10 protein-coding genes are annotated in these 11,714 nt (G+C 71.7%); all 10 read right to left on the reverse strand.

The annotated features are described in order from the left end of the window. Nucleotides 1–19 precede the first annotated feature (19 nt). A complete protein-coding gene (locus CLT71_RS07235; RefSeq protein WP_101366422.1) occupies nucleotides 20–550 on the reverse strand; it encodes a hypothetical protein in 531 nt (176 codons plus the stop codon). Then, nucleotides 547–2,031, reverse strand: a complete 1,485-nt coding sequence (locus tag CLT71_RS07240) for an aldehyde dehydrogenase family protein (RefSeq protein ID WP_101366423.1) — start codon at nucleotides 2,029–2,031, stop codon at nucleotides 547–549. Before CLT71_RS07240 ends, CLT71_RS07235 begins: the two co-directional genes overlap by 4 nt. Next, a complete protein-coding gene (locus tag CLT71_RS07245) occupies nucleotides 2,028–3,503 on the reverse strand; it encodes a UbiD family decarboxylase (RefSeq protein WP_158242195.1) in 1,476 nt (491 codons plus the stop codon). The genes CLT71_RS07240 and CLT71_RS07245 overlap by 4 nt, the downstream gene beginning before the upstream one ends. Before the next feature lie 4 nt (nucleotides 3,504–3,507). Beyond that, the gene (locus CLT71_RS07250) at nucleotides 3,508–5,007 is read right to left on the reverse strand and encodes a 4-hydroxyphenylacetate 3-hydroxylase N-terminal domain-containing protein (protein ID WP_101366425.1); all 1,500 of its coding nucleotides are present in this window, start codon (nucleotides 5,005–5,007) and stop codon (nucleotides 3,508–3,510) included. Beyond that, nucleotides 5,007–5,648 (reverse strand): flavin reductase family protein, encoded by a 642-nt coding sequence (locus CLT71_RS07255; protein ID WP_101366426.1) that lies wholly within the window; start codon nucleotides 5,646–5,648, stop codon nucleotides 5,007–5,009. The genes CLT71_RS07250 and CLT71_RS07255 overlap by 1 nt, the downstream gene beginning before the upstream one ends. 68 nt (nucleotides 5,649–5,716) lie before the next feature. Next, the gene (locus CLT71_RS07260; RefSeq protein WP_101366427.1) at nucleotides 5,717–7,231 is read right to left on the reverse strand and encodes a dihydroorotase; all 1,515 of its coding nucleotides are present in this window, start codon (nucleotides 7,229–7,231) and stop codon (nucleotides 5,717–5,719) included. 13 nt (nucleotides 7,232–7,244) lie between these two features. Continuing rightward, complete coding sequence (locus tag CLT71_RS07265) at nucleotides 7,245–8,663, reverse strand: MmgE/PrpD family protein (protein ID WP_101371229.1); 1,419 nt, start codon at nucleotides 8,661–8,663, stop codon at nucleotides 7,245–7,247. A gap of 98 nt (nucleotides 8,664–8,761) precedes the next feature. Continuing rightward, nucleotides 8,762–9,967: a CoA transferase gene (locus tag CLT71_RS07270; RefSeq protein WP_101366428.1), complete on the reverse strand. Its 1,206-nt coding sequence runs from the start codon at nucleotides 9,965–9,967 to the stop codon at nucleotides 8,762–8,764. Between the two features lie 79 nt (nucleotides 9,968–10,046). Further along, nucleotides 10,047–10,850, reverse strand: coding sequence for a cyclase family protein (locus tag CLT71_RS07275; RefSeq protein ID WP_486483110.1), 804 nt, complete (start codon nucleotides 10,848–10,850; stop codon nucleotides 10,047–10,049). Between the two features lie 46 nt (nucleotides 10,851–10,896). Continuing rightward, entirely contained in the window at nucleotides 10,897–11,676 is a 780-nt protein-coding gene (locus CLT71_RS07280) for an ABC transporter ATP-binding protein (protein WP_486483111.1), read from the reverse strand. Nucleotides 11,677–11,714: the final 38 nt, after the last annotated feature.

Raw genomic sequence — 11,714 nt, forward strand, 5'->3', positions numbered from 1 at the left:
GCCGCGTGGCCGGGAACGATCAGCCACGCGGCGCGGCGGCGCCGTACGGGGTGAAGCGCCAGCGCCGGGAGGTGGCGTACCAGGGCTGCGCCGCGACGACGGCCCGCTTCGGCGCCAGCCTGGCGGCCTCCCGGTCCGGCCCGGCCAGCACGTCGAGATCCGCCAGGTCGTGCAGGACGTAGCAGTTCTGTTCACCGGGCGGCGCCTGCGGGGCGTACAGGCGCCGGATGCGCAACCAGGACGGGGCGTTCAGCAGCAGCGGGGAATGCTCGCTGTCGTACCAGTCGTCGAAGACCGGCAGCGCCTGCGGCGGTACGGCGAAACTGACCACCAGCAGATGGGCGCTGGCCCGCGCCACCGGCCCGGAGTCGTAGACGAGTTCACACGCCAGTCCGCCGGGGACGGTGCCGGGCAGCAACGCCAGGGCGGCGGTGTCCTCGTCCTCCGGCGCGTACCACTGCCCCGGCCCGGCGGCCACGATCTCGGCCAGTGGCGCCCGCAGCAGCGTGACCCGGGCGCCGGACGGCACGGCCTGACTGTCGTCGTTCACCGTCGTGTCCTCAGGTTGACCGCCTTGACCTGCGCGTACGAGCGCAACTCGTCCAGGCACTCCTCCCGGCCGAGGCCGCTGTCGCGTACCCCGCCGAACGGCATGCCCCAGTAGTGCCGGCTCACGTCGTTCACCCACACGTACCCGGTGTCCAGGCCGCGTACGGCGCGCATCGCCTGGCTCAGGTCGTTGGTCCAGACCGCCCCGGTGAGGCCGTACTGGACCGCGTTCGCCCGCGCGAGCGCGTCGTCCAGATCGGACCAGCGCAGTACGGAGATCACCGGGCCGAAGATCTCCTCCCGGGCGATGCGCATGTCCTGCTCCACCCGGTCGAAGAGCACCGGGTACTGGAAGTACCCGGCGCGCGGGTCGCGGACGCTGGGACCGCACACCAGGCGCGCGCCCTCGTCCCGCCCGGCGGTCACGTACCCGGCCACCCGGTCCCGGTGCGCGGCGGAGACGAGCGGGCCCATCGCGGTCCCCTCCGCGTACGCCACCCCGGGTTCGATCGTCGCCAGCCGGGCCGCCACCGCCCCGACCACCTCGTCGTGTACGCGTTCGTGCACGAAGACCCGGGAGGTGGAGCCGCACGACTGGCCGGCGCAGCTGTCCAGGTTCATCCCGGCGACGACCGCGTCGGCGACCGCCTCCACCGGGGCGTCCGGAAAGACGATCATCGCGTTCTTGCCGCCAAGTTCCAGCGACACGTGCCGCACCGCCGACCCGGCCGCCGCGCGCTGGATGGCGAGCCCGGTGACGAGGCTGCCGGTGAAGCCGATCCGGCGTACCTCGGGATGCGTGACCAGCGCGTGGCCGGTCTGCGCCCCGCCGGAGAGCACGGTCAGCACGCCGGGCGGCAGCACGTCGCGGGCCAGTTCGGCCAGGCGCAGCGCGGAGAGCGGCGTCTGGTCGGCCGGCTTCAGCACGACGCTGTTGCCCATCACCAGCGGCGGCAGCATCGCCTTGATGGCGAAGTACGCCGGATGGTTGTAGGCGACCACCCGGGCCACCACCCCGAACGGCTGGTACTCGGTGAAGTGCAGGTCACGAGGGTCGATCGGGATCGTGTCGCCGCCGGTCATGCCGGCCACCGCCGGCCAGGTGACGAACTGGTGCAGGCAGCGTTCGATGTCGGCGAGCATCGCCGGGTACGGGTTGCCGCCGTCCATCGCGTCGAGCATCGCCAGCTCGTGCCGGTGTTCCCGGACCACCTGACCGAGCGCGTCGAGGTACCGCCGCCGGCCCGGTACGCCCAGCGCGTGCCAGCCGGGTTGGGCCGCCAGGCCGGCCCGGACGGCCCGGTCCACGACGGTTTCGGTGGCCACCGGCACCTCGGCCAGCGGCGCCCCGCTGGACGGGTCGAAGGTCTGCGCCCCGGCCAGTCCGGTCACCGGCTCACCGGCGACGGTGATGCCCGGCGGTTCGGTGCCGAGCCGGTCACGGACCTGGTCGGCCAGGCCGCTGATGCCGCCGGTGCTCACCGCTCCGCCCTCGCCGGTCGGCCGCCGTCACCGGCACCCGAATCGAGCACCTCCGCTGGTCGGCTGCCGTCACCGGCGGCCGGGTCGAACACCTCCGCTGGGCGCTCGCCAGCGGTGGCCGGCCCGAACAGCTGCGGCCATCGTGCGCGTACCCGTTCCCGCCAGGGCGCGGGGACGTCGGCGACAAGCGATCGTTCCGGGTCACCGCCGACCGGCAGGGTGGCGTCGATGCCGAGCTTGCTGACGGTGCGGCCGACCGACGCCGGGTCCACCGGGTTGGACTTCATCCCGGGTACCACGATCAGGTCCTCGTGGGCCCGCATCCGGGTGGCCACCGCCCACTCGACCTGGTCGCTGTCGGCCGGGTCGATGTCGTCGTCGACCACCACGACGTGCTTGATCAGGTCCTGGGCGGCGAACGCGGCGAGCATGGCCAGCCGGGCCTCCCCCGGGTTGCGCTGCTCGATGGCGATGACCGCGTGGAAGCGGCAGCTGCCGCCCTCGGTGAGCACCACCCGCCGGGCGCTGGGTACCACCGCGCGGACCGAGGCGAGCAGGGTCGCCTCCCGGGCCACCGCGCCGGTGACGAGGTGCTCCGGGTGCCGACCGCCCACGATCATCGACAGCCACGGGGCACGCCGGTGGGTGATCGCGGTGACCCGCAGCACCGGGTTGTCGCGGCGGGGCGCGTACAGGCCGGGGAACTCGCCGAACGGCCCTTCCGGCGCCTGTTCACCGGGGTACAGCTCGGCCTCGATCACGACTTCCGCGTCGGCGGGTACCCGGACGTCGACCGTGCGACCACGGACCATCCGCAGCGGCCCGCCCAGCATCGCGCCGGCCGCGTACGACTCGTCGAACGGGACGAGCAGCTGGGAGGCGGCCATGACCGCCGGATGGCAGCCGATGGCCACCGCCACCGGCATCGGCCGGCCCAGGTTCCACCACTCGTGCAGGAACTGCCACGAGTGCGTGGGGGCGAAGTTGACGCCGAGCCGGTCCGGCCCCTGCACCTGGAGCCGGCAGATGGCCAGGTTCTGCCGCTGCCCGTCGGGCGGGCCGCAGAAGACGACACCGGCGGAGAGGTACCGGCCGGCGTCGCGTTCACTGATCGCCGGTACCGGCAGCAGGGCGGTCAGGTCGATGCCCTCGGTGACCACGACCTCCTGGCAGGGTGCGTCGGTCACCTCGACGGGCGGGACGAGACGCTCGATCGCGTCGATGATGGTGTCGGTCAGCCGGGCCGGCTCGACGTCCAGCAGGCAGGCGAGCTTCTCCCTGGTGTTGAGCAGGTTGCCCACCAGCGACGCCTCGTACCCGGGGACGGTGGCGAAGCGGACCGCCGGGCCGTGGGACAGTTCCCACAGCACGGCGGCGGCCTCGTACTCCCAGCTGACCGGGTCGGTGAGCGTGGTGGCCAGCCCGTGCCGTTCGAGTTTCGCGAAGGCGCTGCGCAGGTCCTGGGCGATCACCCGGTCAGCTCCCCACCCGGGCCCGGTCGTCGTGGGCCGCCTCCCGCAACCCGCCGAGGTCGTAGCTGGCGAGCATGGTGTCGACCAGTTCACGGCCGGCGGTGAAGTCGTACGCGTCGTACATCCGGCTCTTCACCACGAACGGCGCGCCGGCGTAGAACATCTCGTACTGGTGGTGCCGGCTGGCGAACTCCGAGCCGACCATGTCCCACACCAGCTTGAGCAGCTTGACCCGTTCGGTGGCCGGGAAACCCGGAGACTGCACGAAGCGCTCCAGGTCGGCGGCGATGGCCGGATTGGCGAAGTCGTTGGCCGAGGAGGGCAGCTGGATCAGACCGCCGCCGCAGAGGTCCCGGATCATCACCAGCAGTTCCGAGTAGAGCTGCGGCTGCATCGTCATGTTGGCGAAGCACTGCGCCCGGCCGGGCCAGGCCACCCCGTGGGAGTCCACCACGGCGTTCTGCTCCTGGGCGAGTACCAGGCCGGCGACCGTGGAGACCTTGGCGGCCATCTCGCCCAGCGCGCCCCGTACCGGCGGCAGTTTCACCGAGCCGTTCATCTCGGCGATCCGATGGGCCAGCCCGACGAGGAACTCGAGTTTGGTCCAGAACCGGATCTGGGCCTGGTTGTTGCCGAGCAGGTGACCGGCGGTGGCGAACCACTGCCGGCGTACCACGTCGATGTTGCGGTGGGCGAAGACGTTCTCCCACGGCACGAAGACGTCGTCGTAGACGAGCAGCGAGTCGGTCTCGTCGAACCGGGCGCTCACCGGGTAGTCGAAGAGGCTCGACGTGGCAGTGGCGTAGGAGCGGCGGGCGTAGACCTTCACGCCGGGGGCGTTCAGCGGGACCATGGCGGCCAGCGCGTACGCCTCGTCGCCGGGCACCAGGGGCGCGATGTTGCTCAGGTAGACGTAGTCGGAGATGGCGGTGCCGGTGCCGAGCATCTGTGCCCCGCGTACCACCACTCCGCCGTCGCGTTCGGCCACCACCCCGGCATACAGGTGCGGGTCGGCCTGCTGGTGCGCCGGCTTGCTGCGGTCGATCTGCGGCGGCAGGATCGTGTAGGTCAGGTACAGGTCCTCGTCCCGGGCTTTGGCGTGGAACCGCAGCACGTTCTCGGCGAAGTGCGCCCCGCCCTCGCCGAAGACGTGCGAGTGTCCGGCGAAGCCGGCGAGGAAGCCGGCAACGTGTTCCGGCCCGCGCCCCATCAGTCCGTAGGTCCGCTCGGCCATCGCCTTGAGCGCCACCCGGCGGCGGGTCAGGTCGGCCGCGGACCGCGGGACGAGGTGGGCCAGGCTGACCGGCTCCCCGGTGGTCGGCGAGGTGAAGGTCAGCTTCTCCCGGTTGGCCGGGTCGTGCACGGTGTCGTAGAGCGCGGCGATCGACTGCACCGCGCCCTTGAACGCGGGGTGGCGGGTGATGTCGGTGACCAGCTCGCCGTCGATGTAGACCTGTCGGCCGTCGCGGAGCCCTTCGATGTACTGCGCACCGTCGCGCGTCATTACGCACTACCTTTCGTCGCGCTCACCGGCTGGGCCGACCGCGCTGCTGTGCCAACGGGTTCTGAGGTGGTGGTGCCAGCCCGGGCGGCCGGGGCCGGTGGTGGCTGGAGCGTGCGGTAGGCGCCCTGGAAGTAGAGGAGCGGATCGGCCGGGCCGGCGGCGTCGGTCGCCGCCTCGGCCAGCCCGATCCCCCGGACCCGACCGACCACGATGTGATGGCTGCCGGCCGGGAAGTGCCGGTAGATCTCGCAGTCGAAGAAGGCGAGTGAGTCCCGTACCGGCGGGGCCGTCCACTCGGTCCGGTCGAGGAGCCACTCCGGGGGCAGCACCTTGGTGCCGCCCGGCCGGGAGCAGAGGTTGGAGATCTCCTCGGCGCCGGTGGCGAGGAGGTTGACCCCGAAGTACCCCGAGCGCAGCAGGCGCTCGTAGGTCCGGGTTTCGCTGTGCAGGCAGATCAGGACGAGCCGTGGGTCGACCGAGACCGAGCTGAACGCGGTCGCCGTCATGCCGATCGGTGCCTGGTCTGCGGAGTGGACGGTGATCAGGGTGACGCCGCTGGCGTAGCGGCGCATCGCTTCCCTGAAGCCGTCCGGCGTGTCACCGGCTGGCACCATCGCCACGGCGTCCTCCCGTATCTCCACAACTAGATGTGATACAAGACTAGCTTACTTAAGTCATATATCAAGAGCCGGTCGTGGGGATTCCAGGATCAACGCGCTGCCGGGGCGGCATCCGGAACAGCTTCGGCCGCCGAGGCCGGCCCGGCGGTCGGGCGGGCGACGAACCGGCCCCGGGGCTCCCCGACAACCGCGCCGTTGCGCAGCACCGCCGCACCGCGCAGGAACACGTCCACCACCTTCGCGGTCAGCTTCATGCCCTCGAACGGGGTGTACTCCTGGCTCGACTCCGACTCCTCGGCCCGTACCGTCCAGGTCGCCGTCGGGTCGACGAGCACCAGGTCGGCGTCGTAGCCCTCGGCGATCGTCCCCTTGCGCAGCAGCCCGTACCGCTGCGCCGGGTTCCACGACAGCAGCCGCGCCATCTGCGGGTACGACATGCCCCGGCGGCTGCCCTCGGAGACCAGTCCCGGCAGCAGGTACTCGGTACCACCGAAGCCCGACTTGGCCAGGAACACGTCGTCCCGGTCGCCGCCGAACTTCTCCTCGTCCCGGCAGCACGCGTGGTCGCTGACCACCCAGTCCACCTCGCCGGCCAGCACGTGTTCCCAGAGCCGCTCCACGTCCTCGCGCGGCCGGATCGGCGGGTTCACCTTGGCTCCGACCCCCTTGACCGTCTCCAGGTCGGTGAGCAGGTGCCCGATCGTCACCTCCCGGCGGAAGTCGACGTGCGGATAGGCGCGGGCCATCGTCAGCGCGGACTCCATCGCCTTGGCCGACGACAGGTGCAGCAGGTTGATCGTCGGCAGGTCGGTCTCGTGCGCGAGGTACGACGCGACGGCCACGGCCAGCCCTTCCGAGTGTGGCGGACGCGAGGCGTGGTACGCGGCCAGCCCGGTGAGCACGCCCTCCGCGCGGACCTGCTCGGTGTACGCGGCCATGATCTCGGCCGTCTCGCAGTGCAGGGAGAGCGTCACGTACCGGGCCAGGTCTGGCCGGGCCTGCCGCAGGCGCTGGATGGCCCGCATCACCCGTTCGAAGAACGCCACGTCGTAGCGGTGCCCCGGCGGGGTCATCAGGAAGGCGTTCTGGTCCCGCGAGCTGCCGTGCAGCCCGTGGCTGCCGTAGAACATGAACACCTTGAACGAGGCGACACCCTGCTCGTCCACGATGGACTCGAGTTCGTCGAGGTGCTCGGGCAGGATCGGCGCGACGTGGAACGCGTAGTCCACATAGGTGTTCCCGTCGACAAGCTCCCGGCACACGGGCAGCAGCTCACCGTAGGGTCCGCTCCGGTTCAGGTAGAGCTGGCCGGTACGCATGTAGCTGATCCCGGTGGTGACCCCGCCCTGGGCCGCCGCCCGGCTCTCGGTACGGGCGTCGACCCCGAGCGGGTTGTAGATGCCCCAGTGCTGGTGGGCGTCGACCACGCCGGGGAACGCGAGCAGGCCCCGGCCGTCCACGACCTCGGCGGCGAGTTGCGGGTCGATGCCGGGCGCGATCCGGGCGAAGGTTCCGGCGCGGATGGCGATGTCCAGCGACTCGACCTCGTCCCGGTCCGGCCGGACGACCCGCACGTTTGTGATGATCCGATCGTATTCAGTCATTCTCTTCTCCAGCTCAGCTCTCGGAATCCGGGCCCGCCCCGGCCGCGGCCAGCAGCCCGGTCAGGACACGCGTCCGGGGCAGCTCGAACACCTGCTCGGCGAGCCGGTCACAACCGGGCCCGCTCAGCTCCTGCCGGGCGGCGTCGACCAGCTTGACGTGCAGCTCGCTGTCGTCGAGCGGGCGTTTCGGGCCGCCCCGGTTGGCCAGCACCCGCTCCTCGAGGCGCCGCCCGTCGTGGGTGCGCACCCGCAGGATCGCCGGGAACTGGTGCGGGAAGATCTCGTCGCAGACCGGATCCGACACGACGCTGATCCGGGCCATCAGTGCCCGCCGGCCGGGGTCGCAAGCCAGCTCGTCGGTGAAGTCGCCGATGCCCAGCCCCAGGCCGCCCCCGCCGTACAGCGCGGCGGCGACGGTGTAGGGGCCGCTGAACTGCCCCTGGTACCCGGTCAGCGGGGCGCGCTTCTCGGCGATGGGTTCGCCGATGGTGCGTACCGACGGGGCGGCGACGGCCAGCTCGGCCTCGGCCACGTCCTCCGGCCGCAGCCCGGCCGCCGCCATCGCCCGCGCCGCGTCGATACCCGCGTGCGTGAAGTGGTTGGCCGGGTACGGCTTGAAGAAGATGCCGGGCACCGCCCACGACTCGCCGAGCCCGCCGGTCAGCTCCCGCTCGTCGTACTGGCCGCTGAGGAAGGCGTGGTAGAAACCGAACCGGCCCTCCAGGACCGTGGGCGGGCCGGTGATCCCTGCCGCGGCCAACTGGGCGGCGCGGACCCCGGCTCCGGCGGCCGAGCCGCAGTGCATGCGCTTGACCGTGCCGCCCGTCCGGTTGCCCTCCAGCACACCCCCGGCGAAGCTCACCGAGATCGCCATGGCGTGACCGACCCGCTCGGCGTCGAGGTCGAACAGCAACGCGGCGGCGGCTGCCGCGCCGACGGTGCCGCAGATGGACGTCGCGTGCTGGCCACGGTCGAAGAAGAGCGACGTGCCGGTGGCGGGGTCGTAGCCGGCCATCCCCAGCCGCACCACCACCTCGACACCGGCCGCCGCCGCCCGGATGAGCTGCTCGCCGGAGCTGCCGGCCGCCTCCCCGGCGGCCAGTGCGGCGGGTACCACGCTGGCGCTGGGGTGCAGCACCGACGGCAGGTGGGTGTCGTCGTAGTCGAGCGAGTGCGCCAGTACGCCGTTGACGAACGCGGCCTGCGCCGCCGGTACCCGGTGCCGGGGGCGGCCGATGATGCAGGCGTCCGGTCGGCCGCCCTCGCCAGCGATCAGCGCGACGACGGCCTGGCTGGAGGGCAACCGGTGCGCGCCGAGGGAGATCCCGAGAATGTCCAGGACCCGCTGGCGCATGCTCCGCGAGACCTCCCCGGGCACACCCTTGTCACGGCACTCGACAGCGAACTCGGCCAGCTGTTGCAACGCGTTCATCAGCACTCCGTCCGGATCAGGGAAACGCTGGGCGGGGAGCCGCCCTCGGGCCGGGCCGGCCGGTGGTGCCGGTTGACCCGTTTTCGAGGTGCGCCCGGCTACGCGACGACCCCACGCTCACGCAGTTCGGCGAGCCGTTCCTGGTCGATGCCGAGTTCACCGCCGAGCACCTCGTCGGTGTCGGCGCCGAGGGGCCGCCCGGTCCAGCGGATCGCCCCCGGGGTGACGTCGAGGCGGAACGGGACGTTCTGCATGCGCAGCCGGCCGAAGTCCTCGTCGGGTACCTCGACGAGCACCTGCCGCTCGCGGATGTGCGGGTCGGCGCTGAGGTCGGCGATGTCGTAGACGGGGGCGATGGCCGCCTCGGCCCGGGTGAACTCCGCGATGACCTCGTCCCGGGTCCGTTCGCCGATCCAGCCGCCCACGTACCCGTCGAGCAGGTCGGCGTGCCTGGCCCGGTCCCGGCCGCTGGCGAACCAGGGCTCGTCGATGACCTCGGGGTGGCCGACCAGCCGCATGACCCGCTCCGCGATCGGGGTGGCGCTGGTGGAGATGGCCACCCAGGAGCCGTCCCTGGTGCGGTAGGTGTTCCGGGGCGCGTTGTTCGACGAACGGTTCCCGCTGCGCTGCTGGACGATGCCGAGTTGGTCGTAGACGAGCGGCTGCGGACCGAGGGCGGTGATGATGGGTTCGAGGATGCTCATGTCGATCACCTGGCCCGGCCCACCGGCGGCGTCCCGGTGGTAGAGGGCCATCAGCACCGCGCCGACGCCGGTGAGCCCGGCGATGCTGTCGGCGAGGCCGAAGGGTGGCAGTGTCGGGGGGCCGTCCGGCTCGCCGGTGATCGCGGCGAAGCCGCTCATCGCCTCGGCCAGCGTGCCGAACCCGGGTCGGCTGGCGTACGGCCCGTCCTGGCCGAAGCCGGTCACCCGCAGGATCACCAGCCGGGGGTTGCGTTCGTGCAACCGGGCCGGGCTCAGCCCCCACGCCTCCATCCGGCCGGGCCGGAAGTTCTCCACCACGACGTCGGCGCTGGCCGCCAGGTCGAGGAAGATCTCCGCGCCCTGGGGGTCGCCCAGATCGAGGCCGACGGTGCGCTTGTTGCGGGACACCAACTTCCACCACAGTGGCACGCCGTCCTTGGCCGCACCGTGGTGGCGCATGCCGTCGCCGTACCGGGGGTGCTCGACCTTGATCACATCGGCGCCGTAGTCGCCGAGGATCTGACACGTCAACGGCCCGGCGAGGATCGTCGACGCGTCGATCACCCGGATTCCGGAGAGTGGGGTTACGCCGCCGGTCATCTGTTTCCTTCCGTTGATACTCCGGCCGTCGGGCCGGGGGCCCGCATCACCCGGAGGCGCGGGGAGCATCGGGGATCGCTCAGGTCGGCAGCAGTGCCAGCGGACGCACCGGTGAACCGGTGGCGCCCACGAGCTTGAGGGGGGCCAGCACGAACCCGAACTCGGTCGCACCCGTCTCGGCGAGCCGGCGCAGGTCCATCACCTCGATGATGTTGATGCCCGCCTCGACCAGCAGGATCCGGTGTACCGGCAGCGTGGCGTGCCCCGCGCCCGGCGCGATGGCCTCGTACGCGATCGTCTCGGCGCCGGTGACGGCGACCCGGCGGGCGGCGAGCCAGTTGGCGGCGTCCGGACCCGGACCGGGCGCCCCGCCGACCTGGCCGAGGAAGCGTGCGGGGTCGGTGTAGTGGGTCGACCAGCCGGTGCGGATCAGCACGGCGTCCCCGGCCTGGACGGTGACGCCGGCCCGTTCCTCGGCCTCCGCCAGGTCCCCGGCGGTGATCACGTAGTCGGCGGGCAGCACCTCGACGCCGTGCAGCGCGGCGATGTCCAGCAGCACGCCCCGGCAGGTCAGCGGCTCGAAGGTGTCGACGCCGTGCACCGCGATTCCGGCGTGGCTGGTCACCTCGTCGGCCACGATGCCGCCGTGCAGCCGGCCGTCCTGGGAGACGTGTGCCAGCGCGTCCAGATGGGTACCGACGTGGCCCCCCATCACGATGATCTCGTTGGCCGCCGACCCGCCGTCCGGCCGGGTCATGTCGCCGTGCCGCCGCAGCAGGGCGAGTTGGAACGCCGGATGGTTCGGCGACACCGGAATGCCACGCCGCAGCTCGTGAGCCAGGTCGATGACCCGGGTCTCCCGCAGCGCCTGCCAGAGTTTCACTGTCTCCCACCCTCGAACGTGCCGGTGGCCATGGCCCGGTGCCCGCTCATCCGCCGAGGCTGGCGGCCTGGTCATGGGCCGCGCCCATGTCGACCCGCAGCTTCCGGGCGATCTCCCGGAACTCCGGCTCCTCGACCATCTCGATGGACCGCGGGCGGGGGAAGTTGACCTCGGTGATCGACTGGATGCGTCCGGGTCCGGTGGCCATCAGCACGATCCGGTCGGCGAGGAAGACGGCCTCCTGGATGGAGTGGGTGACGAAGACCGCCGTCTTGCGGCTCTCCAGCCAGATGCGCTGCAACTCGACGTTCATCGTGTCGCGGGTCTGCGCGTCCAGCGCACCGAACGGCTCGTCCATCAGCAGCAACGGCGGGTCGTGGGCCAGGGCGCGGGCCAGGGAGACGCGCTGCTGCATGCCACCGGAAAGCTCCCGGGGGTACTTGTCGGCGAAGCTGCGCAGCCCGACCAGGTCCAGCAGCGCCAACCCGCGTTCACGCCGCTCGGCAGCGGGGATCCCGGAGAGTTCGGCGGAGAGTTCGACGTTGTTGAGCGCGGTACGCCACGGCATCAGCGTCGCTTCCTGGAACACGAAGCCGATCGGGCTGCGGTCCTGGTGGATGCTCGACGAGCTCTCGAACTCGATCGAGCCCGAGGTGGGTGTCTCGAGCCCGCCCAGCAGCCGCAGCAGCGTCGTCTTGCCGCAGCCGGACGGCCCGAGCAGGACCAGGAACTCGCCCTCCTCGATGGTGAGGTTGACGTTGGCGAGGGCGCGGACCTCACGGTTCTGCCCCGCGTTGAACGTCTTGTTGACGCCCCTGACGGACATGAGATTCATTACGTCGTTCTCCAGGTCACGGTGTCGGT

This window comes from Plantactinospora sp. CNZ320 (genome assembly GCF_002846275.1).

Coding starts and splice junctions, on each gene's coding strand:
- CLT71_RS07270 (WP_101366428.1), bottom strand. CDS start 9,967: ATGACCGGCGGCGTAACCCCACTCTCCGGAATCCGGGTGATCGACGCG.
- CLT71_RS07280 (WP_486483111.1), bottom strand. CDS start 11,676: ATGTCCGTCAGGGGCGTCAACAAGACGTTCAACGCGGGGCAGAACCGT.
- CLT71_RS07260 (WP_101366427.1), bottom strand. CDS start 7,231: ATGACTGAATACGATCGGATCATCACAAACGTGCGGGTCGTCCGGCCG.
- CLT71_RS07250 (WP_101366425.1), bottom strand. CDS start 5,007: ATGACGCGCGACGGTGCGCAGTACATCGAAGGGCTCCGCGACGGCCGA.
- CLT71_RS07265 (WP_101371229.1), bottom strand. CDS start 8,663: ATGAACGCGTTGCAACAGCTGGCCGAGTTCGCTGTCGAGTGCCGTGAC.